The 24,509-nt window shown below is 47.5% G+C and carries 22 protein-coding genes and 1 pseudogene; 17 read left to right on the top strand and 6 right to left on the bottom strand.

Features of this window, described 5'->3' with window-relative positions:
- The first annotated feature begins 2 nt into the window (after positions 1-2).
- The 5 genes from BN3656_RS04015 to BN3656_RS03995 all read left to right on the top strand — a co-directional run bounded on the left by BN3656_RS04015 (position 3) and on the right by BN3656_RS03995 (position 6,492).
- Positions 3-1,361, top strand: a complete 1,359-nt coding sequence (locus BN3656_RS04015) for an FtsW/RodA/SpoVE family cell cycle protein (RefSeq protein ID WP_066544502.1) — start codon at positions 3-5, stop codon at positions 1,359-1,361.
- On the top strand, positions 1,361-2,806 hold the full coding sequence (locus tag BN3656_RS04010; protein WP_066544499.1) for a penicillin-binding transpeptidase domain-containing protein: 1,446 nt from the start codon (positions 1,361-1,363) through the stop codon (positions 2,804-2,806). The genes BN3656_RS04015 and BN3656_RS04010 overlap by 1 nt, the downstream gene beginning before the upstream one ends.
- A gap of 94 nt (positions 2,807-2,900) precedes the next feature.
- Positions 2,901-3,692, top strand: a complete 792-nt coding sequence (locus BN3656_RS04005; protein ID WP_066544497.1) for an FAD binding domain-containing protein — start codon at positions 2,901-2,903, stop codon at positions 3,690-3,692.
- A complete protein-coding gene (locus tag BN3656_RS04000; protein WP_066544495.1) occupies positions 3,692-4,159 on the top strand; it encodes a (2Fe-2S)-binding protein in 468 nt (155 codons plus the stop codon). The genes BN3656_RS04005 and BN3656_RS04000 overlap by 1 nt, the downstream gene beginning before the upstream one ends.
- On the top strand, positions 4,159-6,492 hold the full coding sequence (locus BN3656_RS03995; RefSeq protein ID WP_066544493.1) for a molybdopterin cofactor-binding domain-containing protein: 2,334 nt from the start codon (positions 4,159-4,161) through the stop codon (positions 6,490-6,492). The genes BN3656_RS04000 and BN3656_RS03995 overlap by 1 nt, the downstream gene beginning before the upstream one ends.
- Before the next feature lie 5 nt (positions 6,493-6,497).
- Here the strand turns inward: BN3656_RS03995 and BN3656_RS03990 are convergent, their stop codons facing one another.
- Genes BN3656_RS03990 through BN3656_RS03980 form a run of 3 tightly spaced genes read right to left on the bottom strand, consistent with a single transcriptional unit; the run spans position 6,498 to position 10,624 of the window.
- Positions 6,498-8,306 carry an ABC transporter ATP-binding protein gene (locus tag BN3656_RS03990; protein ID WP_066544492.1) on the bottom strand — a complete coding sequence of 603 codons (1,809 nt, stop codon included), beginning with the start codon at positions 8,304-8,306 and terminating at the stop codon, positions 6,498-6,500.
- Positions 8,307-8,340: 34 nt separating this feature from the next.
- The gene (locus BN3656_RS03985; RefSeq protein WP_066544490.1) at positions 8,341-10,113 is read right to left on the bottom strand and encodes an ABC transporter ATP-binding protein; all 1,773 of its coding nucleotides are present in this window, start codon (positions 10,111-10,113) and stop codon (positions 8,341-8,343) included.
- A gap of 16 nt (positions 10,114-10,129) precedes the next feature.
- The gene (locus tag BN3656_RS03980; protein ID WP_066544487.1) at positions 10,130-10,624 is read right to left on the bottom strand and encodes a MarR family transcriptional regulator; all 495 of its coding nucleotides are present in this window, start codon (positions 10,622-10,624) and stop codon (positions 10,130-10,132) included.
- Between the two features lie 181 nt (positions 10,625-10,805).
- On the opposite strand from BN3656_RS03980, the gene BN3656_RS03975 reads away from it, so the two are divergent.
- The 3 genes from BN3656_RS03975 to BN3656_RS03965 all read left to right on the top strand — a co-directional run bounded on the left by BN3656_RS03975 (position 10,806) and on the right by BN3656_RS03965 (position 13,378).
- The gene (locus BN3656_RS03975; RefSeq protein WP_066544481.1) at positions 10,806-11,063 is read left to right on the top strand and encodes a glutaredoxin; all 258 of its coding nucleotides are present in this window, start codon (positions 10,806-10,808) and stop codon (positions 11,061-11,063) included.
- A gap of 106 nt (positions 11,064-11,169) precedes the next feature.
- The gene (locus BN3656_RS03970; protein ID WP_066544480.1) at positions 11,170-11,622 is read left to right on the top strand and encodes an NUDIX domain-containing protein; all 453 of its coding nucleotides are present in this window, start codon (positions 11,170-11,172) and stop codon (positions 11,620-11,622) included.
- Between the two features lie 88 nt (positions 11,623-11,710).
- Entirely contained in the window at positions 11,711-13,378 is a 1,668-nt protein-coding gene (locus BN3656_RS03965) for an AAA family ATPase (RefSeq protein ID WP_066544472.1), read from the top strand.
- On the opposite strand, the gene BN3656_RS03960 is transcribed toward BN3656_RS03965, so the two are convergent.
- Both BN3656_RS03960 and BN3656_RS03955 read right to left on the bottom strand, forming a co-directional pair.
- Positions 13,365-13,865 carry a superoxide dismutase family protein gene (locus BN3656_RS03960; RefSeq protein ID WP_066544469.1) on the bottom strand — a complete coding sequence of 167 codons (501 nt, stop codon included), beginning with the start codon at positions 13,863-13,865 and terminating at the stop codon, positions 13,365-13,367. The genes BN3656_RS03965 and BN3656_RS03960 overlap by 14 nt on opposite strands.
- 22 nt (positions 13,866-13,887) lie before the next feature.
- On the bottom strand, positions 13,888-14,811 hold the full coding sequence (locus tag BN3656_RS03955) for a LysR family transcriptional regulator (protein WP_066544462.1): 924 nt from the start codon (positions 14,809-14,811) through the stop codon (positions 13,888-13,890).
- Positions 14,812-14,957: 146 nt separating this feature from the next.
- Between BN3656_RS03955 and BN3656_RS03950 the strand changes: the two genes are divergently transcribed.
- From BN3656_RS03950 to gltA, 6 genes are all read left to right on the top strand, one after another.
- Positions 14,958-16,352 (top strand): alanine/glycine:cation symporter family protein, encoded by a 1,395-nt coding sequence (locus BN3656_RS03950; RefSeq protein ID WP_081422836.1) that lies wholly within the window; start codon positions 14,958-14,960, stop codon positions 16,350-16,352.
- A 330-nt stretch (positions 16,353-16,682) separates the two neighbouring features.
- Positions 16,683-17,198 carry a dihydrofolate reductase gene (locus BN3656_RS03945; protein ID WP_066545249.1) on the top strand — a complete coding sequence of 172 codons (516 nt, stop codon included), beginning with the start codon at positions 16,683-16,685 and terminating at the stop codon, positions 17,196-17,198.
- 3 nt (positions 17,199-17,201) lie between these two features.
- A complete protein-coding gene (locus BN3656_RS03940; protein ID WP_066544453.1) occupies positions 17,202-17,699 on the top strand; it encodes a dihydrofolate reductase in 498 nt (165 codons plus the stop codon).
- 116 nt (positions 17,700-17,815) lie between these two features.
- Positions 17,816-18,727, top strand: coding sequence for an aldose 1-epimerase family protein (locus BN3656_RS03935; RefSeq protein WP_066544452.1), 912 nt, complete (start codon positions 17,816-17,818; stop codon positions 18,725-18,727).
- 87 nt (positions 18,728-18,814) lie between these two features.
- The gene (locus tag BN3656_RS03930; RefSeq protein WP_066544450.1) at positions 18,815-19,705 is read left to right on the top strand and encodes a sulfide/dihydroorotate dehydrogenase-like FAD/NAD-binding protein; all 891 of its coding nucleotides are present in this window, start codon (positions 18,815-18,817) and stop codon (positions 19,703-19,705) included.
- A complete protein-coding gene (gene gltA / locus BN3656_RS03925) occupies positions 19,705-21,096 on the top strand; it encodes an NADPH-dependent glutamate synthase (protein WP_066544448.1) in 1,392 nt (463 codons plus the stop codon). Before BN3656_RS03930 ends, gltA begins: the two co-directional genes overlap by 1 nt.
- A gap of 96 nt (positions 21,097-21,192) precedes the next feature.
- Here the strand turns inward: gltA and BN3656_RS03920 are convergent.
- A pseudogene (locus BN3656_RS03920) lies at positions 21,193-22,056 on the bottom strand (IS1380 family transposase); the annotation flags it as partial.
- Between the two features lie 280 nt (positions 22,057-22,336).
- On the opposite strand from BN3656_RS03920, the gene BN3656_RS03915 reads away from it, so the two are divergent.
- The 3 genes from BN3656_RS03915 to flgB all read left to right on the top strand — a co-directional run bounded on the left by BN3656_RS03915 (position 22,337) and on the right by flgB (position 24,486).
- The gene (locus BN3656_RS03915; protein ID WP_242962932.1) at positions 22,337-22,900 is read left to right on the top strand and encodes a transposase; all 564 of its coding nucleotides are present in this window, start codon (positions 22,337-22,339) and stop codon (positions 22,898-22,900) included.
- Positions 22,860-23,684 (top strand): transposase, encoded by an 825-nt coding sequence (locus tag BN3656_RS03910; RefSeq protein WP_242962930.1) that lies wholly within the window; start codon positions 22,860-22,862, stop codon positions 23,682-23,684. The genes BN3656_RS03915 and BN3656_RS03910 overlap by 41 nt, the downstream gene beginning before the upstream one ends.
- Before the next feature lie 409 nt (positions 23,685-24,093).
- Positions 24,094-24,486 (top strand): flagellar basal body rod protein FlgB, encoded by a 393-nt coding sequence (gene flgB, locus BN3656_RS03905; protein ID WP_066544439.1) that lies wholly within the window; start codon positions 24,094-24,096, stop codon positions 24,484-24,486.
- Positions 24,487-24,509 lie beyond the last annotated feature (23 nt).

The raw sequence follows: 24,509 nt of genomic DNA, 5'->3' as shown, positions 1-24,509 counted from the left end.
GTATGGTTAATCTGATCCTGGAACTGTCCAAATATGTGATGATTTTTCTCATGGCTGTCTACACCTGGGCGAATTTCCGCTATTTTTCCTTCCCGGACCGGGAACGGAAGCTAAGGCTCTGCGCCAGACAGAACCATGTAATGTTTTTTATGCATTTTCTGGCCTATATGATATTGTTTTTAAAGGCAGAGGATGAAAAGACGTCGGGGCTTTTAGCCGCCTTTTATGCAGCCCAGGCTGTGTTTTTCCTGGTTTATATTTTCCTTACGCGGCGTTTTTACCGGAATGTTTCACGGATTCTGGTAAATAACACCTGTATGCTTCTGGCCGTAGGCCTGATTATGCTGAGCCGTTTGTCCATGTTTCGTGCAGATCCCTTAGATAAGGCTCTAAAGCAGTTTGTAATTATCTGCGGGGCAGCCGTTGTTTCCTGGCTGATCCCGTGGATCATGGAGCGGTTCTGGCAGATTTATAAATTCCAGTGGATTTACGCCGCGGTGGGGATCCTGGCTCTTCTTGCGGTCTGGATCGGAGGGGATGAGAGCTTTGGAGCGCAGCTTTCCTTTACCATTGGAGGAATTTCCATCCAGCCCTCGGAATTTGTAAAGCTGACCTTTGTGCTCTTTACGGCTTCCATGTTTTACCAGTCCACGGAATTGAAACAAGTCTGTATTACAACTGCCGCCGCAGCGGCCCATGTGCTGATCCTGGTTCTGTCAAAGGATCTGGGAGGAGCATTGATCCTGTTTGTAAGCTATGTGCTTATGCTTTTTATCGCCACGGGAAAGAAGCTGTATCTGTTTGGCGGGATTGGACTTGGCTGCGGAGCGGCCGCTGCTGCCTTTGGCCTGTTTGACCATGTAAAGCGCAGAGTGGCTGCCTGGAAAAATCCCTGGGCGGATATTGACAATACGGGTTATCAGATCACCCAGTCGCTGTTTGCCATCGGTACAGGAGGGTGGTTTGGCATGGGGCTGTGCCAGGGAATGCCGGGAAAAATCCCAGTGGTGGAAAAGGATTTTATCTTTGCGGCCATAGGAGAGGAGTTTGGAGGCATCTTTGCCGTCTGCCTGCTTTTAATCTGTCTGGGCTGTTTTATCCAGTTTATGATGATCGCTTCCCGGATGCAGGCCATGTTTTACAAGCTGATTGCCTTTGGGCTGGGAATCCAGTATGTGACGCAGGTATTTTTAACTGTAGGCGGCGTGACGAAGTTTATCCCGTCTACCGGCGTGACTCTTCCCTTTGTAAGCTATGGCGGCAGTTCCATTGTGAGCACCTTTATGCTCTTTGCCATGATCCAGGGACTGTATATTATTAAACGAAATGACGAAGAAGAGATGGGGGTGGCTGAGGACTGATGGCAAAAAAAGGAAAAAAACAGACAGGGGAATCTCCTGCAAACCGCAGTATCCTCAGGATTACCTATGGAATTGCCCTGCTGTTTCTGGCACTTATTTTATATGTAGGGTATTTTATACAGATACAGGGACCGGAGGTGATCAATAATTCCTACAATGCCCGTCTGGACCGTTTTTCCGACCGGGTTCACAGGGGGAAGATCCTGGCGTCTGACGGTACGGTTCTGGCTCACAATGAGGAGGATGAGGATGGAAATGAGCTGCGGGTTTACGACCATGGGGATGTATTTGCACATGTAGTAGGGTATTCCACCAAGGGAAAGACAGGAATTGAGTCTTTGGCAAATTTTTATCTCCTTACATCCCATGTAAATCTCATCGAGCAGGCGGTAAATGAATTAAGCGGAAGGAAAAATCTGGGAGATGATGTGGTAACCACTCTGGACATCAATCTTCAGCAGACCGCCTATTCCGCTTTGGGAGACCGAAGAGGAGCGGTGATCGCCATGGAGCCGGACACGGGAAAGATTTTAGCGATGGTGTCAAAGCCGGACTATGATCCCAATACGCTGCTTACGGACTGGGCTGCTCTCACAGACAGCGCCAATACCCAAAGCCAGCTTTTAAACCGCGCGGCCCAGGGGCTGTATGCTCCCGGTTCTACCTTTAAGATCCTGACTGCCCTGGAATATATCAGGGAGCATCCGGACAATTACAAAGACTTTCATTTTGACTGCAATGGCGTATATCACAATGGAGAGTATTCCATCAAATGCTTTCACAGCGAGGCTCATGGCAGCCAGGATTTTGTAAAGGCCTTTGCCAATTCCTGCAACGGAGCATTTTCAAGCATGGGGCTGGAGCTGGATTTAAACCGGTTTGCAGCTACGGCAGAGGAACTTTTATATAACCGGCCGCTGCCATTTTCCGGCTTTCCTTATAAAGAGAGCAGCTTCAATATGAAAGCCGGAGCCGATATCTGGGAGATTTTGCAGACCTCCATCGGACAGGGAACTACCCTGATCACGCCCCTGCACAGTGTCCTGATCACCTCGGCTGTGGCTAATGGGGGAACGCTGATGAAGCCTTATCTGTTAGACCGGGTAGTAAGTGCAGGCGGGGAAGAGGTTAAGAAGTTTCTTCCGGAGGCCTATGGTTCCATGATGACGGCAGATGAGGCGGGAAAGCTCACAGAGCTTATGAAGGCTGTGACGGATGTGGGCACAGGCTCTGCGGTCCGTACAGAGGATTACACCGCTGCAGTTAAAACAGGAACTGCGGAATTTGAAACCGGAAAGGAAACGCATGCCTGGTTTACGGGCTTTGCCCCGGCAGAAGCTCCAAAGATTGCAATTACGGTGCTGGTGGAGGAGTCGGGAAGCGGAGGAAAGATAGCAGGGCCTGTTGCCAGGGCCATGTTTGACGCATATCTTTTGAAAAAATAGCGAACTATGTAGAAAACAGCGGTATTTCGTGCTATAATGCCTCTGTTTGTCTGATACAAAAGGAAACGTTGCAAATGACGAAAGGAGCGATCAGGTGTTTCGAGCAGATGATTATGTTAAGGTAACCAGCCTGGCTGAGGCATACGAGCTGTGCCAGAAACGCAGCAGCCTGGTAGTAGGAGGCATGGTGTGGCTGAAAATGACAAACGTGACAAAGCGTATGGTCATCGACTTATCCGGTCTTGGGCTGGACCAGATTGAAGAAAATGAAGAGGAATTTTCCATAGGAGCCATGTGCAGCCTGAGACAGTTGGAAATTCATGAAGGACTGAATACATATTTCGGAGGCATTTTTAAGGAGTGCACCAGACATATCGTAGGAGTTCAGATGCGCAACTGCGCAACTGTAGGCGGAAGCGTATATGCCCGTTTCGGATTTTCCGATATCATTACCTGCCTGCTGGCTCTTGACGCCTATGTAGAGCTGTACCACGGCGGCATGGTGCCGATCAAAGAGTTCGCAGCCCGTCCGGTTCACAGGGATGACAGAGATATCCTTGTCCGTGTGGTGATCAAAAAGGACGGAAGAAAGGCTGCCTATATCAGCCAGAGAAATTCCAGTACGGATTTCCCGCTGCTTGCAGTCTGCGCTGCAAATCTGGGCAACCAGTGGTTCGTATCCATCGGAGCCAGACCGGCAAAGGCAGCGTTAGTAGAATTTACAGAAGATAATTTTGACACCATAAAGGAAATGGCAAAGCAGGCAGCAGACGCAGTTTCCTATGGAGATAATACAAGAGGCAGCGGACAGTACCGCCATAGCCTGGCAGTTGTGTATGTAAGACGCCTCATGGAGCGCTTAAAGGGAAGGAGTGTGAGCCGGTAATGGAGATTCGCTTTCGTTTAAATGGAAAACAGGTTCAGGCAGAGGTGCGTCCGGATACGGTGCTTCTTGATCTGGTGCGTGAACTGGGCTGCTACAGCGTAAAAAGAGGCTGTGAAACAGCAAACTGTGGCCTGTGTACTGTCTGGCTGGACGGAAAGCCCGTATTGTCATGTTCCACTCTGGCTCTCAGAGCGGATGGACGTCATGTAACTACTCTGGAGGGACTTCAGAAGGAGGCAGAGGAATTTGGCATGTTCTTAGCCGCTGAGGGCGGAGAGCAGTGCGGCTTCTGCAGCCCGGGCTTTATTATGAACGTACTGGCCATGGAGCGGGAGTTAAAGGATCCTACAGAGGAGGAGATCAAGGAGTATTTAGCCGGAAATCTCTGCCGCTGCAGCGGATATATGTCCCAGCTTCGTGCAGTTAAAAAGTATCTGGATGCAAAGCAGAAAGGAGGCAGGGACTGATGGCATATTCACAGAAGCGGCCCGCTGAGGCCAAAAAACTGCGTGTAGTAGGCGCACCCCTGATCAAGAGAGATGCGAAAGCTCTTGTGACGGGAAAGCCGGTGTATACGGATGACCTTGCCATGAAGGACTGCCTGATCGTAAAGGTTCTGCGCAGCCCCTATGCCCATGCGCTGATCCGCGAGATCGACTGCGGCGTAGCCTCCAAGGTACAGGGAATCGAATGTATCCTCACTTGGAAGGATGTGCCGAAGAAGCGCTTTACCATGGCAGGACAGACCTATCCTGAGCCCAGTCCCTATGACCGTCTGATCCTGGATCAGAGAGTGCGGTTCGTTGGCGATGCAGTAGCTATTATAGCAGGTGAGGATGAGGCCTGCGTAGACCGGGCCATGCGTTTAATCAAGGTAAAATATGAGGTATTAGAGCCTGTTCTTGATATGCATGATGCAAAGGACGGAGATATTTTAGTTCATCCTGAGGAGGACTGGAAGGCCCTCTGTCCCGTTGGCGCTGACAATATGCGCAATCTCTGTGCCTGTGGTAAGGATGAGGCCGGAGACCTGGAAGCCGCATTTGCAGGCAGCAGCCATGTAATTGAACGTGTTTACCATACAAAGGCAAATCAGCAGGCCATGATGGAGACCTTCCGGGCCTTCACCTATATGGATATCTACGGAAGACTGGTTGTAACCGCATCTACCCAGGTTACCTTCCATGTGCGCCGGATCCTGGCTCATGCGCTGGATGTGCCAAAGTCAAAGATCCGTGTGATCAAGCCCAGGATCGGCGGCGGCTTCGGAGCCAAGCAGACTGTAATCGCAGAGGTTTACCCTGCCATCGTTACCATGAAGACAGGAAAGCCCGCAAAGATCGTTTACAGCCGCTACGAGTCCCAGATTGCTTCCTCTCCCCGCCATGAGATGGAAGTAAAGGTAAAATTAGGCTGCGACGACGAAGGTATTTTACAGGCAATCGACGTTTACACCCTGTCCAACACAGGCGCTTACGGCGAGCACGGGCCGACGACCGTAGGACTTTCCGGACACAAATCTATTCCTCTGTACGGAACTCCAAAGGCCTTCCGCTTTGCCTATGATGTAGTCTACACCAACCGTATGTCTGCAGGCGCATACCGCGGCTATGGTGCGACCCAGGGTATTTTTGCCGTAGAGTCTGCCATTGACGAGCTGGCTGCAGAGCTTCATATGGATCCGGTTAAGCTGCGTGAAAAAAATATGATCCGTGAAGGACAGGTAATGCCTGCATATTACGGAGAAACGGCAGAAAGCTGCACGCTGGACCGCTGTGTGGATCGTGTAAAGGAAATGATCGGCTGGGATGAGAAGTATCCCAGAAAGGATATGGGAAATGGAAAGGTCCGCGGCGTAGGAATTGCCATGGCTATGCAGGGTTCATCTATTTCAAAGGTAGATGTGGCTTCTGTAACCATCAAGGTAAATGATGACGGTTTTTATTCCATGACCATCGGTGCATCCGATATGGGAACGGGCTGCGATACCACCCTGGCGCAGGTAGCGGCAGAGTGTCTGAACTGTGAGATGGATGATATCGTTGTCTACGGCGTAGATACGGATATTTCTCCCTATGACTCCGGTTCCTATGCTTCCAGTACGGCCTACCTGACCGGAAACGCAGTGGTTAAGACCTGCGAGACCTTAAAGAAAAAGATTATAAAGAAGGCCGCAGAATACTTAAGCTGCGGCGAGGATGAACTGGAATTTACCGGAAAATCCGTAAAGCGTCTCACTCCGGTGCCCGAAGGCTCAGGATTTGAAAATGAGATTTCTCTTCTGGATATCGGAAACAGAGCTATGTGCTTTAATAACGAGGCACTTCAGGCAACCGAATCCTGTACATCTCCCGTATCTCCGCCTCCGTTCATGGCAGGTGCGGCAGAAGTAGAGGTAGATATGGAAACCGGACAGATCGATCTGATCCAGTTTGTATCAGCCGTTGACTGCGGTACGCCGTTAAATGAAAATCTGGCAAGAGTACAGACAGAGGGCGGACTGGTACAGGGCATCGGAATGGCTCTTTACGAGGATGTAACCTATCTGAAAAACGGCCATGTCTGCGAGAATTCCCTGATGCAGTACAAGCTTCCCACCCGTCTGGACATTGGCAGGGTGCAGGTAGAGCTGGAATGCAGCTATGAGCCGACAGGCCCCTTTGGCGCCAAGTCCATTGGTGAGATCGTAATCAATACTCCGTCCCCGGCCATTGCCAATGCAGTATACAATGCAGTCGGCGTCCGGATCAGAGAGCTTCCGATTACGGCTGAAAAGATATTTAATGGTTTAAATCAGTAATTAAATTAAGCAAACTGACTGTTATACAGTTCCGCATAAGCGCCTCCTGATTCCAGGAGGCGTTTGTGATTCCCCTGCTCGATAATCGTACCATTCTGCATTACCAGGATCAGATCCGCATCCACAATGGTAGACAGACGGTGGGCGATCACAAAAGAAGTACGGCCCTTCATCAGTGTGTTCATGGCAAGGCTGATCTCCATTTCCGTCCGGGTATCCACAGAAGAGGTAGCCTCATCCAGGATCAGGATGGCAGGATCGCAGAGCATGACCCTGGCGATGGTAAGGAGCTGGCGCTGTCCTGCGGAAATAGTTTCCGCATCGCTTCCAAGAACCGTATCATATCCCTTAGGCAGCGTACGGATAAAAAAGTCGGCTCTGGCTGCCTTTGCAGCAGCAATAATCTCTTCTCTGGAAGCATCCGGCTTTCCATAGGCAATATTTTCCGCAATGGTCCCCTCAAAAAGCCAGGTGTCCTGCAGTACCATGCCGAAGGCCTGGCGAAGGCCGGCCCGGCTTAAAGAGCGGGTGTCTACGCCGTCCAGTAAAATGGTTCCGCCGCCGATTTCATAGAAACGCATCAGCAGATTGATCAGCGTGGTTTTTCCCGCACCCGTAGCGCCTACGATAGCGATTTTCTGCCCTTCTTTTACGGAAAAGCTGATATCAGACATGAGGGTGCGCTCCGGAGTGTAGCCGAAACGGATATGAGAGAAGTCCACATGACCCTTTGGGGCGGGAAGACAGGCCGGATGCTCAGGATCCGGTAGGATTTCTTCTTCGTCCAGCAGCTCATAGACCCGTTCCACCGATGCAAGGGCAGACTGGAGGGAATTGATCATATAGGACAGCTCGGTAATGGGTTCTCCGGCCTGATTGGCATACTGGAAGAACGCCTGGAACCGTCCCGGGGTCAGGTGGCCCTTTAAGAGCATAACACCTCCTAAAACAGCCACAGCAACCTGTCCGAACCGGTTGATAACGCGGATTCCGGGGTTAATGGCATTGATGATCCAATCTGTTTTTTCGGAAGCGTCTGCCAGCTCCACAGCGGCCTGGTGGATCTGGGCCAGACTTTCCTCTTCCCGGTTAAAGGCTTTGATCAGCATACGGCCGCTGTATGATTCTTCGATAAGGCTGTTGAGTTTTCCCGTGCAGTCCTGGCGTCTGGCCGCATAGCGCAGGGTCTTTTGTGAAGCGGCTTTGGCTGCCAGCAGGGAAATTGCGGTGAAGAACAAAAAGATCGCAGTGAGGAATCCGTCAAAGTAAGCCATGATAGAAAGAGAACCCAGGATGGTTCCAACAGCCATAAACAGGCGCAGAAGTCCCGTTTGAAGAGCCTCGGACATTTTTTCGAGGTCATTGGTGGCCCGGCTCATGATGGCTCCCGGCTGCTGGCGGTCAAAGTAGGACAAGGGAAGACGGTTTAACTTCTCACTGATCTCCCCCCGCAGCTGCAGATTCAATTTTTCTGCAAAGTTTGCCATAAGAAAGCTTTGGAGGGAATAGAAGATACCGCAGGCTAAAAACATGAGAAGAAGGGAGAAAAGCTGCCTTCCGCCAAACTCCCAGGTGATCTGAAAATGCTGTCCGGTCTGCATTGCCTCCTTCATCTGGTTCCAGATCAGGTCTACCACATCTGCACTGTATAAGGGCGCCATGACCGTAAAATAGGTATAAAAGGCAATACAGATAAATACAACGGTCAGTCTCCATTTCTGCTTCCCCATAGAGCGGATAAAGCGCAGAATGGTCTTTTTCATATGCTTTGCTTCAAATACTTCTGTATCAAAATAATTCTGGTCATTTTCCATAAAATCAATGAACCTCCCTTAAAATATGACAAAATCAGGCGTCACGAAGCTGGGAACGCACAATATCCTTATATACCGGACAGTGCTCCAAAAGCCAGGAATGAGTGCCCAGTCCTGCGATTTTCCCGTCATCCAGCACCAGGATCTGGTCCGCGTGAAGAATGGTGCTTACACGCTGGGCGATGATGATGACAGCCGCATCTTTCGTGGCATCCTTTAAAGCATGGCGGAGAGCTGCATCTGTCTTTGCGTCCAGAGCGGAAAAACTGTCGTCAAAGATATAAACAGCGGCTTTTTTTGCCAGTGCCCTGGCGATGGAAAGGCGCTGCTTCTGTCCGCCTGAAAAATTCGTGCCCCCCTGAGCTGTATGGGAAGCCAGGCCATCCGGCAGGTCATATACAAAGCCCGCCTGAGCTGTATCCAGAGCTGTCCGCAGCTCCGCCTCCGAGGCGTTGGGATTTCCATACCGCAGGTTTTCTTCAATGGTGCCGGAAAAGAGCCAGGCTTTCTGGGGTACATAAGATACTGCGTCACGAAGCTTTTTCTGGGGAAGTTCCCGGATATCGGTTCCATCCAGACAAATCCGTCCGGAGGTAACATCGTGAAAGCGCAGAATCAACTTTGCAATGGTGGATTTTCCGCTTCCCGTACCGCCGATAATGGCAGTTGTAGTGCCTTTCTCACATTGAAAGGCCAGATGACTTAAGGTATTCTCATCCGCATCTGGGAAGCGGAAGGTAACGTCGTCAAAGGACAGGAGAGCGTGGGAGGAGGCAGCGCCCCCAAAATCAAGTGCCTCAGATGTATGGGGATCAGGTTTCACGATTTCAGTTTCAGCCGGAACCGGAAGCTTATCCTGTATCTCCGGTTCCAGTGACAGGATCTCAGCCATTCGCTCAATACACACCAGGGCTCTGGGTACCATAATGATAACCATCTGGGCCATCATGATATAGAACAGGATCCAGATCGCATATTCGGTCACAGCCGTAATGCCGCCGATTTCCATGGCCCCGGCTCCGGTTAGATTGCCGCCTATATACAGGATTGCAACGACCGTCAGGTTGATGGATACATTGGCAATGCTGTCCAGTGCTGCAAAGAGCCGGTTGGCCCGGATGGCAGAATCAGCATAATCAGAAAAGGTACGGTTTAACCGTCCCGCTTCATGGTGTTCCTTTCCAAAGGCCCGGATCACGCGCACACCGGTGATTGTTTCTCTGAGAACCGTATTCACCCGGTCTAAAAACCGCTGAAGCCGTTCAAAGATAGGGGCCGCCCTGCGGATAATAAAGAAGCCTGCTGTCAGCAGAAAAATTACTACGGCTGTAACCAGATATCCCATAGAAGGATGGATCCGAAAAGCAAAAATGATGCCCAGGATACACATGATCGGAACCGGAAGAACCATCTGGATACACATGACAAAGGCAGTCTGGATAGAGTTAATGTCATTTAAAGTTCTGGTTACCATAGAAGCTGTTCCGAACCGCTCAAAATCCGCTGCGGAAAAACTCAGGCTTTTTTCATAGACAGCCACACGCATGTCCCGGCCCAGCCTGGCAGACAGGCGCGCACAGAGAAAGCTTCCCCACAAAGCGCCGAAACCGGCCATCAGGGAGATAGCCAGCATGATAAGACCCTCGTGAAGGATCGGCATAAGCCCTGCGCCTGCTGCGGCAAGATTTAACATTTTGGCGGTTACCGTAGGCACCAGAAGGGCTCCGGCCACATCTAAAAGCACGGTAAAGAATATCAGGACACAGGTCATTCGGTAAGGTTTCAGAAATCGTATAAAATATTGCATGATGTCAAATTCTCCTTTATTCCCCGGAGGGGTGTTCCTTTTTCGGAAGGATTAAAGCCAGCTCCTCCTCAAACAAGTCTAACTGGCGGACAGACAGCTTCAGGCACAGCTCTACCTCTTCTGCGGTCATCTGTGCCAGAGAATGCTGCTCCGCCTCAATCAGGGGGATTACAATCTGCCGGCAGAGCTGAGTCCCTTTTTCTGTCAGGTATACTGCCTTGGTATTGCCGGCTCCGGCTAACTGCTCCAGACTTACATATCCATTTTTTACCAGACCACTGATGGCAGAGTTCACTGTCTGGCGGGGCAGGCTGCAAAGTTCAGCCAGCTCGTGCTGAGTAAATGGTGTGGTATGTTCATCTGCTTCTGTTTCACAGAGGCAGTAAAGAATGGAAAATGCAGTATCAGAAAGATGACAGGCCGCTGCATAGGTGTGGTAGAGATTGCACTGACGGCGGTATAACTGGTTAAATTTAAGATTTAATTCTTTTGCGGTATGGCTGCTGCACATGGCTGAGTCTCCTTTACAAATTGATAATCCGATTTCGGTTTTTGTATAGGAGAGTATAAATCCGAAAGCGGATTTTGTCAAGAGGGAACTAGCCGGGGATGTATTGCTCCTTCAGATACTATTGACAGATAATAGGACAGCTGTTACATTATGAAAAAATGAGATAAAAAGGAGCACAACAATGAAAGTAATCATGTACGGAACCCATCTCTGCAAAGACACACTGTATGCAATTTACAAGCTGGAGGATAAGGGAGCAGACCTGGAATTTAGAAATATCTCAGCCAGCCTGACGGAAATGAAGGCATTTTTAAAGATCAGGGATGAGGAGGCTCTGTTTGACGGGCCAAAGAAAGAGGGAAAAATCGGAGTGCCCTATTTTGAACTTGAAAATGGAATGAAGACGCTGGACCTGCAGGAGGTATTAGAACAGATATAACAGGGAAAGTGAAAATTCTTGCATATCCCTTCCAAACGTTGTATACTAAAACCAGTCACGGCTGCGCAGGGCAGCCAGGTTCACACCAAAACCAGGAGGGATTGCAATGATTGAAGCAACGAGCTGCGGCGGTGTGGTTATATTTCGAGGAAAGATCCTGGTGCTGTACAAGAATTACAAAAACAAGTACGAGGGCTGGGTTCTTCCCAAAGGAACCGTAGAAGCTGGAGAGGAATATAAGGAAACGGCGCTGCGAGAGGTCAAGGAAGAAACCGGGGTCAGCGCCTCCATCATCAAATATATCGGAAAAAGCCAGTATACCTTCAATACCCCACAGGATGTTGTGGAAAAGGATGTACATTGGTATCTGATGATGGCCGACAGCTATTACAGCAAACCACAGCGGGAAGAGTACTTTCTGGATTCCGGATATTACAAATTTTATGAAGCCTACCATCTGCTGAAATTCTCCAATGAAAAGCAGATCCTTGAAAAGGCCTATAATGAATATCTGGATCTGAAGAAGAGTAATCTTTGGGGAAGCAAGAAGTATTTTTAGAGAATAAGGACCTGTTGGGAAATGCATAGGTAAAGGCATTTGTCGGCAGGTTTTTATTTATAGGGAGATAGAAAGGGGGATCGAAAGTATGGCCTGGCCTAAAATTTCAGTAGGAAGCTCCGACTTTGCAGAATACCGCAAAGGGAATTACTATTATGTTGATAAGACAGGATTGATCGAGGAATTATTAAAAACACCGGGAATCAAGGTTACATTGATTACCCGGCCCCGGCGGTTTGGAAAAACTATGAATATGAGTATGCTGGCAGAATTTTTTGATATCAGAAAGGACAGCCGCCCCATATTCAGTGGGCTGAAAATAGCAGATAATAAGGAACTTTGCGAGGCGTGGATGAACCAATGGCCGGTCATCCATGTGACATTCAGATCTGTATTCGGAAGCTGTTTTAAGGATGCCTATTCCATGATAGAGGCTGTGATCGCAGAGCTTTATAAGCAGCATATCTACTTACTGGAAAACCCTGAAATGATGGTATATGATCGAGAAATATTTGATCGTATTGCAGGAAAAAAGGCTTCTGGGGAAGAAATTAAAAACAGTCTTCTATTTCTTACAAGGCTGTTGGGACAATATTATGGAAAAACGGTGATTCTGCTGATAGATGAGTATGATGTGCCTCTTGCTAAGGCCAGTGATAAGGGATATTATGAGGAAATGCTGTATGTGATCCGCGGTATTCTTCAGGCTCTGAAGGATAATTCCTTCCTGCATCTGGCGGTTGTGACAGGCTGTCTTCGGATTGCCAAGGAAAGCATTTTTACGGGAACAAATAACTTTATTACAGATACAATATCGGATAATCGTCTGGATGAATTTTTTGGCTTTACGCAGGAAGAAGTAGACAGGATTCTTGCAGATACTCAAAATACTTCTCATAGTCAGGAAATCAAAAACTGGTATGATGGATATCGTTTTGGAAGCATAGATGTGTACTCGCCCTGGGATGTGATGAACCATATAAATGCATTATGCCTGGATCCTCAGGCTATGCCCAGGAGCTATTGGCGCAATACAAGCGACAATGCTATTATCCGTTCTTTTATTGATCAGGCAGAAAATGATACTATAAAACAATTTGAAATCTTGCTTTCAGGAGACAAAATTTCTCAGAAAATAGAGGAAGATCTTACTTATGATTATCTTCATGCATCTGCAGAAAATCTTTGGAGTATTCTGTATTTAACGGGATATCTTACAGGAACTGAAAAAGAGGAGGGACGCCAGGAATGGAATTTATGGATTCCCAATCTGGAGATTCGTGAAATTTTTGAAGATACTGTGATAAAATGGTTCCATGACAGTGCCCGTTTATGGGAAAGAAAGGCTCTTTTTCATGCAGTATGGGAGCGTGATGAAGAGAAGCTGACAGAGGAGATGACAAAGCTTCTTAGAAAAACAATCAGCTACCATGACTACAAAGAAGATTTTTACCATGTTTTTCTGGCGGGGATTTTTGCCGGTGCCGGATATATCGTAAAATCAAACAGAGAGCATGGAGACGGCCGCAGTGATGTTGTAGTTCAGGACTACGATGGAAACAGGATTGCAGTATTTGAGGTAAAATATTCCCGCCGCCTGGAGGATCTGCCCTATGACTGTGAAAGAGCCATAAAGCAGATTGATGTCAGACGGTATGGGGAAGAATTTGCTGAGGATTACAGTACCGTGATCTGTTATGGGATCGCATTTTATCGGAAGCGGTGTATGGTGAAGGTAAAGCCTACCTCTCCCTGATCACCCCGCACCCAATCACAACCCCAGGATTCCCGGACGGCTGGCTGGTAAAGTCATCCAGTCCGCTGTGGAGGACCACAGACCGTCCCATGATTTCCTTTACTGTAAAACGCTTGTCATAGAAAGCAAGCCATCCATACCCGCTGTTTCCCATAACAGGCAGAAGATCGCCGGAATGCCAGGGGTGTGATGTGCCTGTGGGATTATAGTGGCCGCCTGTTCGTGTGAATCCCGCGGAACAGTCTCCATTTTCATGGATATGCAGGGCGTAGAAGTCGGTGGAGCTGGAAATTCCCTTATTGGGGAGCCGGAAAAATTCCCCTTCGATCAAAACACCGCCGTAAGGCGTATCATAAAAACGCACCATACCGCTTAAGCCGGGAGCATAGGGCGTGTTTCCGCGGATCCAGGCCAGAGCCGCAGGTGTCTGAAACTGCAGGATCTGGGCGAAGCGGTCGCCGGGGGTGGAGGATTCAGATTGATTCATAAAAATCTCCTGAAAGTGCCATTTACAACAGCATATGATCGGAAGCATCCGTATGTGCCGGGGAAAGGCCGGAAAAATATTCGATCACCGTCTGCATGGCCGGAGATACCCATTTGTCTTTGTGGTAGAGAAGCTGCCTCCAAAGCTCCGGCTTAAATTCCGGCACAGAAAGCCGTACCAGCCGCCCGCTTTTTAGGGCGGCTTCTGTTACATAATCAGGCAAAAATGACACTCCGGCGCCCTGAGTCACAAGGGTACATAAAAGATCTGCACTGCCAAATTCCAGAACCGGGCGTACCTCCAGGGAGAACCGGGCCAGATGCTCGTCCATCAGACGGCGGTAGCTCATCCCCTTTTCTGTCAGGAGAAATGGAAAGGTGATCAGTTCTCGGACCGGTACAGTCAGAGAGGAAAAGGGAAGAAAGCCGGGAGATGCCACGAAATGAGCCTGGATCCGTTCTTCCGCACCGATGATATAGTCGCTGTTGTAAACATGATGATCCAGCGTATAGACCAGGTCTGTTTCATTTTGATTCAGCATCCGGAACAGCTCCTCCGTGCTTGCAGTTGCCATTTTCAGAGTAATTCCCGGATAGGCAGCACGGAAATTTTCATAGTGCTCTCGCAGGATCCAGCAGGCAAGGGAATCTGCCAGAGCCATGCGCACATGGCCGCTTACAGAGGGCTGCGGCCTTAATTCTTTTTCCATGTCCACTGTCAGCTGTTCCAGACGATGGGCATAATTGAGCACCTTCCGGCCGGCCTCTGTCAGTGCGACCGTATGATTGATCCGCTCCAAAAGCCGCACATTCAGCATTTCTTCCAGCTGGCGGATCTGGAATGACACGGTAGACTGGGAGTAGCCCAGCTTTTTGGCAGCTTTTGTAAAGCTGCACAGTTCCGCTACCTGAATAAAGGTTTCCATATTTTTCGTATCTATGTTCATTTCTTTCGCTCCTGTACTTTATCCTGCTAACAATCGAAAATGTAGATAGTTGAGATTTAAACTATCAATTTTACAAATGATAATAACTATTATATACTGGAACACAGAAAAAATCTATGTTCTATATAGAAGGAGTGTCTAAAACTATGGTTACGTTAATTCAAACGGTGTATCAGTTTCTGTGGGGAGATCTGATCACCCTGCCTCTGCCTGGGGGCGCAGGCATAAGCTTTTCTCTTTTGGTGCTTTTGCTGATCCCTACAGGTGTTTATTTTACTCTGCGGACCCGTTTCCTTTCCCTGCGTTTATTTAAGGATATGCTGAGGGTTACTCTGGAGCGGAAGGATGGAGAAACAACTGCGCTTTCTGCCTGTCAGACGCTGGTAGTTTCCACTGCCACTCGTGTAGGAATGGGAAATCTGGTAGGCGTTGTGGCTGCGATTTCCGCAGGCGGAGCCGGAGCCGTATTCTGGATGTGGGTCACAGCCCTTCTGGGTTCCACTACCGCCTTTATTGAGGCTACGCTGGCTCAGCTTTATAAGGAAGAGGATCCTCTTTACGGCGGTTACCGGGGAGGTCCTGCCTACTATATGCATAAATTTTTCCAGAAAAATAAGAAGCAGACCCGCTGGTTCCCTCTTTCTGTGCTCTTTGCAATATCAGGCCTGATCTGCTGGTGCGGCATCAGCCAGGTAATCAGCAATTCAGTGGCCTCCTCCTTTGAAAATGCATTTAACATTCCGCCTCTTTACAGCACCATTGTACTGGTGATCCTGGGCGCTGTGATCGTTCTTCGTAAAAATGCCACGGTAAAAGCCCTGGATGCCATTGTGCCTGTAATGGCCGGTCTGTATCTGCTGATCACAGTGGGAGTGATTCTGTTAAATATCGGCCAGATTCCGGCTGTGCTTGAGCGCATCTTTTCAGAGGCCTTTGGACTGCGCCAGGCAGTGGCCGGCGGAATCGGCGCAGTGATCATGAATGGTGTAAAGCGCGGCCTCTTTTCCAATGAGGCCGGTTCCGGCTCTGCTCCCTGCGCCGCAGCTACCGCAAAGACCGATCATCCTGCCAAGGTGGGACTGGTTCAGGCTTTGGGCGTATTTATTGATACCATTGTAATCTGCAGCTGTACCGCATTCTTAATGCTCTTAGCTCCGGATGAGATTACCGGCTCTCTGGCAGGAATGGATCTTTTACAGGCTGCTATGGGATATCATCTTGGCAAGTTCGGTGTGATCTTTATCGCAGTGATCCTGTGGCTGTTCAGTTTTTCCACCTTCCTTGGAATCCTGTACTATGCCCGCAGCAATGTTTCCTATCTGTTCGGAGACAGCTGGGCCGCCCAGACCGCCTATAAGGTTCTGGCGCTGGTGATGCTCTTTATCGGCGGACTGGCTGCTTACACCATCGTATGGGATTTGGGCGACGTAGGTGTTGGCCTGATGACGATCTTCAATCTGATCGCTCTGTATCCTATGGCAGGAGAAGCGCTGGCTTCTCTGAAGGATTATGAGGAAAAGAGGGCAAAGGGAGTGCTTTGAAATAGCATCGAGGTCTGGAGTCTGGTGTCCAGAGCTCCGGTTTCCGGCCATAAGAAAAACTAAGGGGCTGAAATTTTTCTAAAAGCAAAAGCCATATCAAAAACTCGCTGCGCTCAGACAGGTTTGATATGGCTTTTAACGAAAAATTTAATCCCCTAAGGTTTTCTAATGGCCTTCAAAGTCGCTCTGGACACCAGACTCCAGAAGCCAGGCATATCGAAAAATACATAATAAAATCTCTCAGGATGATGATTCTGGGAGATTTTTGTTATGTATTTTTTAGGCAAATGTGATAGAATGGATACATTACGGCAGATTGGAGATATGTGCATGAATTTGATAGCAGCAGCAGATGAAAACTGGGCCATTGGAAGGGATGGGGGGCTTTTGGCTCATCTTCCGGGGGATATGAAATTTTTCAGGGAAACCACGAAGGAAAAGGTGGTAGTCATGGGGCGTAAGACCCTGGAGAGCTTTCCGGGCAAAAAGCCCTTAAAAAACAGGGTTAATATTGTGCTCACCCGAAATACGGACTATGCTCCTGAGGGCGTAACTCTGTGCGGCAGTGTGGAGGAAGCGCTGGAGCTTTTAAAGCAGTATAACAGCGAGGATGTTTTTATCATTGGAGGCGGAACGGTCTACAGAGCATTTCTTCCTTATTGTAAAAAAGCCTATATTACCCACATTTTCCATACCTTTCCTGCGGATACGGTATTTCCGGATCTGGATCGGGAGCCGGGATGGAAGCAGACAAAAGTGCTGGGAACGGGAGAGGACAATGGGATTCGCTACGAATTCCGCCTGTATGAGCAGCAGCCGGTATCGGACGGGAAAGGGGGGATTTAGCAGATGAACCTTATTGTATCAGCGGATAAACACTGGTCGATCGGGAAAAATGGCCGCCCACTGGTAAATATTCCGGCGGAGCGCCAGCTTTTATTAAAGGAAACCGCCGGGAAGGTGGTTGTGATGGGAAGGAAAACTCTGGAAACACTGCCTGGAGGCCAGCCTCTGGGAGGGCGTACCAATGTGGTTCTTTCCGCAGATCCGTCCTTCAAGGCCAGAGGCGCTGTGGTCTGCCGCAGTATGGAAGAGACCCTTGCATATTTAGAGGAGTTTGATCCAAAGGATATTTATATCCTGGGCGGAGAAAGCATTTACCGGCAGTTCCTGCCTTACTGCGATACCATTCATCTCACTGCCATTGATTATGTTTATGATGCAGATCTGCGTTTCCCTGTGGATCTGGATCAGGCTTCGGACTGGAAACTGGCAGAGGAGGGGGAAGAACAGACTTATTTTGACCTCTGCTATACCTTTTGCCGCTATGTGAGAACCGGGATGTGACAAAATCCTTAAAAACAGTTGTAACATTCATTGGAAAATGATAATATGAAGTCTGTGCAGCAATACATTTTCACGACAGATTCAATGATGCAGACATCAGAAAGGGGGGATGACTTATGAAGAATGATGGAACCGTATTTACACTTGAAAATGAGGAACTGCTGATCACCGTGGATCGTCACGGGGCAGAGCTTACAAGGATTTATGACAAAAAGGCCGGCAGAGAGCTTCTCTGGGGAGCAGATCCGGCAGTCTGGAACCGCCATGCGCCTGTACTTTTCCCGTTTGTAGGAAAGAGCTTTGAGGGAAAATATACCCATGAGGGGAAAGAGTATGGTATTACGCCCCACGGCTTTGCCAGAGATATGGAATTTGAACCTCTGCTCTGCGATATGGATGAATGCTGGTTCCGGTTAAAGGATACTCCGGATACCTATGGGGTTTACCCCTTCCATTTTGAGCTGGAGATAGGGCATCGGCTTACGGGGCGGACCATTGAAGTGATGTGGAGAGTAAAAAATCCCGATTCCGGGGAGCTTCTTTTTATGATCGGCGGCCATCCGGCCTTTCAGGTACCTGAGGGAAAGACCATTTACGATTATACGCTGGTATTTAATAAAGAAGGAAAAGAAGCGGGAAATCATCAGGAGGAGCTTCACTATCTGGCGCCCAATGACCAGGGATATCAGGTGGAGGAAAAGACCGGCAACTTAAAGCTTAAGGACGGTCAGGTTCCGGTGACAAAGGGATTCTTTGACCAGATCCTTACCTATATGTTTGACGGGGCGCAGATTTCAAGCGTGGGTCTTCTGGTTGACGAAACGCCCTATGTGACCATAGACTGCGGCGATTTTCCATACCTGGGCGTATGGACCATCGAGGCAACCCATCCATTTGTATGCCTGGAGCCATGGTACGGCCTGTGCGCTCCCGACGGATATAAGGGAGAATTAAAAGACCGGCCGGGCATCCAGAAGCTGGAAGCCTGGGGAACCTGGGAGAAGAGCTACAGCATCCGGATCGAATAGAACCGAGGAGCTGAGTCTTATAAATACACATGCCATTAGAAGCGCATCTGCGGTTTTGGGGTATGAGTGAAAAAGAGGAGGAAAATCATGTACAAGATCGTTAAGGCAGAATGTCTGGCGGACAAGATCTATCTCATGGACGTAGAGGCGCCCAGAGTAGCCAGAGCCTGCCAGCCGGGAGAATTTGTTATCGTAAAGATTGACGAGGTGGGAGAGCGTATTCCTCTGACCATCTGCGACTTTGACAGAGAAAAGGGACTGGTGACCATCGTATTCCAGACCGTAGGCGCATCTACCCAGCGCATGGCGGAATTAAAAGCCGGAGATTATTTCCAGGATTTCGTAGGCCCCTTAGGACAGCCATCTGAGTTTGTAAAGGAAGACATCGAAGAAGTAAAGAAGAGAAAGTATCTCTTTGTGGCAGGAGGCGTAGGCTCTGCTCCCGTATACCCTCAGGTAAAATGGATGCATGAGCACGGCATTGAGGCGGATGTGATCGAGGGCTCCAAGACAAAGGATCTGCTGATCCTGGAGGATGAATTAAAGGCAGTAGCCGGAAATCTCTATGTGACCACAGACGACGGCTCCTATGAGCGCAAGGGCATGGTAACAGACGTGATCAAGGATCTGGTGGAGAATCAGGGCAAGAAGTATGACGTCTGCGTAGCCATCGGCCCCATGATCATGATGAAATTCGTATGCAAGCTTACAAAGGAGCTGGGAATTCCGACCATTGTAAGTTTAAATCCAATCATGGTAGACGGAACCGGCATGTGCGGCGCCTGCCGTGTAACCGTTGGCGGAGAGGTGAAATTTGCCTGTGTAGACGGACCGGAGTTTGACGGCCATCTGGTAGATTTCGACCAGGCCATGAAGCGCCAGCAGATGTACAAGACAGAGGAAGGCAGAGCCATCCTTAAGGCTCAGGAAGGAGCCACCCATCACGGCGGCTGCGGAAACTGCGGAGGTGACGAATAATGGACGTTTTAAAGAGAGTACCTATCAGAGAACAGGAGCCAAAGGTAAGAGCAGCTAACTTTGAAGAGGTCTGCCTTGGCTATACACAGGAAGAAGCACAGGAGGAGGCGTCCCGCTGCTTAAACTGCAAGAACGCACAGTGCGTAAAGGGCTGTCCCGTATCCATCAATATCCCTAAATTTATTTCAGAGGTAAAAGAGGGCAAATTTGCGGATGCAGCAGCTACCATCGCTGAGTCCAGCGCCCTTCCCGCTGTCTGCGGCCGTGTATGTCCTCAGGAGAGCCAGTGCGAGGGAAAATGTATCCGCGGCATCAAGGGCGAGCCGGTTTCCATCGGAAAGCTGGAGCGTTTTGTAGCGGACTGGTCCAGAGAAAACGGCGTCGTTCCCGCAAAGCCTGAGACCACCAACGGCATCAAGGTAGCTGTCATCGGTTCCGGCCCTTCCGGTCTGACCTGTGCAGGCGATCTGGCAAAGATGGGCTATGAGGTAACGATTTTTGAGGCACTTCACGAGCCGGGCGGCGTATTAACCTACGGTATCCCGGAATTCCGTCTGCCAAAGACCAGAGTCGTTCGTCCTGAGATTGAAAATGTAAAGAAGCTGGGCGTTAAGATCGAGACAGACGTGATCATCGGAAAGTCCGTAACCATTGACGAGCTGATGGACGAAGAGGGCTTTAAGGCCGTATTTATCGGCTCCGGCGCAGGACTTCCCAAGTTCATGGGAATCCCCGGTGAAAATGCCAACGGCGTATTCTCCGCAAATGAGTACCTGACCAGAAGCAACCTGATGAAGGCATTCAGAGACGATTATGACACACCGATCTTCCTGGGCAAAAAGGTAGCCGTAGTAGGCGGCGGAAACGTAGCCATGGACGCTGCCAGAACCGCACTTCGTCTGGGCGCAGAGGTACATGTTGTATACAGAAGAAGCGAGGCAGAGCTTCCGGCCCGTGTGGAGGAGGTTCACCATGCAAAGGAAGAGGGCGTACAGTTTGACCTTCTTACCAATCCGGTAGAGATCCTGACCGACGAAAATGACTGGGTAACCGGCATGGTAGTTCGGAAAATGGAGCTTGGCGAGCCGGATGCATCCGGACGCCGCAGACCAGTAGAGGTAGAAGGTTCCGACTACACCATCGAGGTAGATACGGTGATCATGTCTCTGGGAACTTCACCAAACCCGCTGATTTCTTCTACCACAGAAGGACTGGAGACCAACAAGTGGAAATGCATCATTGCAGATGAAAGCAATGGAAAGACCACCAAGGAAGGCGTATACGCCGGCGGCGATGCCGTAACAGGCGCAGCTACCGTGATCCTGGCTATGGAGGCAGGTAAGGCAGGTGCGAAGGGGATTGATGAATATCTGAAGGGAAAAGAGGCCTGAAGAATATAAATAAAGCAGTAAAGGATGTCAGATCAGGGAAGCATTGACTGGCATCCTTTTTGCATTCTCAATAAAAACTCATTATAAAACACAAGACGCTCTATACATGAATTCGCCATAGGCTACTGCATAATCGACTTTATTATTTTTGGTGATCTCATCAAGCTCATCCACAAGATAGGATGCTTTTTTACGGAGAATGCCATTCTCCTTCAGCCGGATCACATAGCTTGTGCCGTTTTCCTCACACTGCTTATAAAGATCAGGTGTAGCGAAACCGCTGTCACCACGAAGCAGAATACGGATCGCCGGATAATCATTCAGGTATTCATCAAGTATCGGCTGCAGGAAGTCAACCACTCCGGTAGAGGAATACTCGGTTCCATCACGAAGCTGGATTTTTACCAGATCTCCGGTCATTCCATCATAACAGACAAGTGGATGGTATCCATTGCTTTGATAATGAAAGTGAAAGGCTCTGCCTTCCTGTTTGCCGTATGTATCAAGAAGAGTGGAATCCAGATCCAGAATAACAGCCTGTGGCATCTGAATACGATAAACTCTCTTTCGGAGTATTCTGCCAATCATAAGTAACTGGTTTAAGGTATCTTCATCCATACGGTTAAAGAATCTTGATACCGTAGGCTGTGATGCAAGGGTGTCTTTTTCAAGTACAGACTTGAATACAGGATCATTTGTAAGTTCATCGGAAGTATCATCTTCAAAGTAGCCTGCAATGATCATATATATCATCTGGAGCAGGTTTTTCTGATCTGTATGATATCTGAATAATGCAGAATCGTTGGTCTTGAAAACTTTGCCTAAAAGATTATCAATACCAAGTTTTCTTACGAATTCTTTGATGAGAAGCAATCCTGCATCGGAGGATAAATCTCCTCCATCAAAATTTATTTTAATTTGTCTATTGCTTTCTAGTGATAAGGTGTTTACAATACTCATAAAGGGCTCCTTTGTTGGTATTTATTTTGATTAGACACCTTAATTTTACCACAAATGGATGCTCTTTTTTCATTCACTTGATAGGTGAAAAGCAATATTCAGTTAAAATACAGTAACTATGTGGCTTTCAGCCACATTCGTGGCAAAGTCGTGAATAATTCAGGTTCAAGATCTTCCGATCTTAGGTAGAACCACGTATTTAATCGTAAATGCTTACGAGTATCAGTGCGATAATTCTTCCTGTGATGTTACAACCTTTGTTGAGAATGTAGATGGTTTTTTGAATTATTACAGCCGTATGACAGAGCGTTGTGAAGATTTTATATGTACTTTGGCATTGGAAACAAGCTGTGAAGGTAGTGCCCGTATCTGCCGTTCTATGAATCTGAAAACCAGTGGTGACAGCATTATCCGATTGTTAACGAAACGATATGTAGCACAACCGGAAGTTCCATGTGGAAGCATTATTGGAGTGGATGATTTTGCATTTAAGAAACGGCATACTTATGGGACAATTATTGTAGATGAGGCAACACATAAACCAGTGGCAATTTTAGATGGACGTGATGGTAAAACACTAAAAGAATGGTTAAGTAAAAATAAACATGTAAAAGCGGTGACACGAGACCGGGCAAGTGCTTATTCAGCAGCCATAAAGGAAATATTGCCCGATGCTATGCAGATTGCTGACAGATTTCATCTTCATCAAAATTTATTAGAAGCCATAAGAAATACTATAAGTTCTGTATTGCCCGTTGATATCAGAATTCCATCTGATTCTAACAGCATTGCAGAACCATCAGTTGAAAACGATAGTAAAAAAAATGCCATACAATGTGGATAACCTTAACGAATATAATCAAAAAAGGGTACAACTGTACACTGCGATAAAGGAACATAATTCTGCTGGATACAGTAAACGCCAAATTTCTAAAGTATTACATTGCAGCAGAAATACCGTAACAAAATATCTCAATGGAGAATATGAAGCACTTTGTAAAAAAGATTTTCGTAGCAGAATGGATCAGTTTTATGATTATATTGTCAAAGCTTTAACTTCTGGCATCAGTCGAAAAGATGTATATTGCAATGTTATTGAAAAAGGATATAAAGGCGGTCAATCTGCAGCATATGACTATATGAATAAAATCATAGAACGATTCCAAATTGATGTTGCAATTTACAAAAGTTCTTCACCTGAAGCAATCCAAAACAAAAAGGCATTACAAAAATATGACCACCTTTCACGAAACAGCATATTCCGTTATCTTTGGATGGGGGTGGAACTTAGCGAAAACCATAAGGCATATATTTTACAGAAATATCCCAAACTCAGAGAATTGATGCATTGTGTTCGAGAATTCCGTGAAATATACGAAAAGAAAAGTATGCCTCTATTGTATTTGTTTATCGAACGGTACAAAAACTCTGATTTAAAAGAGATATCCCGGTTTGCAAATGGATTAGAAAAGGATATAGAAGCTGTGGAAAATTCTGTTGCCAGTGAACTTTCAAATGGTTTTGTTGAGGGAACAAATAGTAAATTAAAAATGGTAAAACGTACTATGTATGGGAGATGCAGCAAAGCACTTTTAGCAGCAAAACTAATGTATGCGAAGGGTGAATGATACGGATAATTGCGGAAGAACCCAGATGAGCCGGAATTTGCAGTTAAAATAGCAAAATTAAAAAAACTTAATAAAATATATTTATTGACAAAAATATAACGTCTAAAATGCGCAAAATAGGGGGGGGGGGCATTCAAAATCGCAATTGTATAGGAAAAATAAAAAAATAAATAGATATAATAATAAAAAACAATGCAAATTGCTATAAAAACTTTGTAACAAATTACCAATACAAGTAAGGCGGCAGCTAAAAGCATAAGACTTGAAAAAAAAAAAAAAATTATATATTATACAGAATGTGTCGATAATAGTTAAAAATACGGAAATTATAACCCTTTCCATCAGGGGATATTAACGGCATGTATTTTTTGAAGAAAATTATATCAGCCACACAGGAGGATGAACATTTATGATGGACTTGTATGGAAATGGATTATTACTTGGAGAAAAAACCCTGGACAGCTTATGGATGAGACAGAACCTGACTATGAACAACATTGCAAATGTTGATACGCCAGGTTTTAAGTCACAATATATGACCTTTGAGAATGAACTGGCACGGAAGATCCAATCAGCTCTGTCTGTGAAGAAGACTTCTATGAAAAATGTGGCAAGAGGGATTGAAAATATGAGACCGTCTGTCCATACCACCTTAAATGAATCAACCAGGCTGGATGAGAATAATGTGGATATGGATCAGGAACAGGTTGAATTGGCAAGAACAGCTTACGAATACCAGTTTATGATCAGCTCTGTGAGCAGCGATCTTTCACGTCTGCGTAGCGCAGCTAAAAATTTTTAAATCATATAAATTGTACGGCTAAG

The organism is Clostridium sp. AT4 (assembly GCF_001517625.2).
Lineage (GTDB): Bacteria > Bacillota > Clostridia > Lachnospirales > Lachnospiraceae > Enterocloster.
Note: the sequence above shows the minus strand (reverse complement) of the source record. Positions and strands in the feature narration are given on the sequence as shown.

Bases quoted from the DNA above. Each gene is read 5' to 3' on its own strand.
- BN3656_RS04015 (WP_066544502.1), top strand. From the start codon at position 3: ATGGTTAATCTGATCCTGGAACTGTCCAAATATGTGATGATTTTTCTC.
- BN3656_RS04010 (WP_066544499.1), top strand. From the start codon at position 1,361: ATGGCAAAAAAAGGAAAAAAACAGACAGGGGAATCTCCTGCAAACCGC.
- BN3656_RS04000 (WP_066544495.1), top strand. From the start codon at position 3,692: ATGGAGATTCGCTTTCGTTTAAATGGAAAACAGGTTCAGGCAGAGGTG.
- BN3656_RS03995 (WP_066544493.1), top strand. From the start codon at position 4,159: ATGGCATATTCACAGAAGCGGCCCGCTGAGGCCAAAAAACTGCGTGTA.
- BN3656_RS03990 (WP_066544492.1), bottom strand. From the start codon at position 8,306: ATGGAAAATGACCAGAATTATTTTGATACAGAAGTATTTGAAGCAAAG.
- BN3656_RS03985 (WP_066544490.1), bottom strand. From the start codon at position 10,113: ATGCAATATTTTATACGATTTCTGAAACCTTACCGAATGACCTGTGTC.
- BN3656_RS03980 (WP_066544487.1), bottom strand. From the start codon at position 10,624: ATGTGCAGCAGCCATACCGCAAAAGAATTAAATCTTAAATTTAACCAG.
- BN3656_RS03975 (WP_066544481.1), top strand. From the start codon at position 10,806: ATGAAAGTAATCATGTACGGAACCCATCTCTGCAAAGACACACTGTAT.
- BN3656_RS03970 (WP_066544480.1), top strand. From the start codon at position 11,170: ATGATTGAAGCAACGAGCTGCGGCGGTGTGGTTATATTTCGAGGAAAG.
- BN3656_RS03965 (WP_066544472.1), top strand. From the start codon at position 11,711: ATGGCCTGGCCTAAAATTTCAGTAGGAAGCTCCGACTTTGCAGAATAC.
- BN3656_RS03960 (WP_066544469.1), bottom strand. From the start codon at position 13,865: ATGAATCAATCTGAATCCTCCACCCCCGGCGACCGCTTCGCCCAGATC.
- BN3656_RS03955 (WP_066544462.1), bottom strand. From the start codon at position 14,811: ATGAACATAGATACGAAAAATATGGAAACCTTTATTCAGGTAGCGGAA.
- BN3656_RS03950 (WP_081422836.1), top strand. From the start codon at position 14,958: ATGGTTACGTTAATTCAAACGGTGTATCAGTTTCTGTGGGGAGATCTG.
- BN3656_RS03945 (WP_066545249.1), top strand. From the start codon at position 16,683: ATGAATTTGATAGCAGCAGCAGATGAAAACTGGGCCATTGGAAGGGAT.
- BN3656_RS03940 (WP_066544453.1), top strand. From the start codon at position 17,202: ATGAACCTTATTGTATCAGCGGATAAACACTGGTCGATCGGGAAAAAT.
- BN3656_RS03935 (WP_066544452.1), top strand. From the start codon at position 17,816: ATGAAGAATGATGGAACCGTATTTACACTTGAAAATGAGGAACTGCTG.
- BN3656_RS03930 (WP_066544450.1), top strand. From the start codon at position 18,815: ATGTACAAGATCGTTAAGGCAGAATGTCTGGCGGACAAGATCTATCTC.
- gltA (WP_066544448.1), top strand. From the start codon at position 19,705: ATGGACGTTTTAAAGAGAGTACCTATCAGAGAACAGGAGCCAAAGGTA.
- flgB (WP_066544439.1), top strand. From the start codon at position 24,094: ATGATGGACTTGTATGGAAATGGATTATTACTTGGAGAAAAAACCCTG.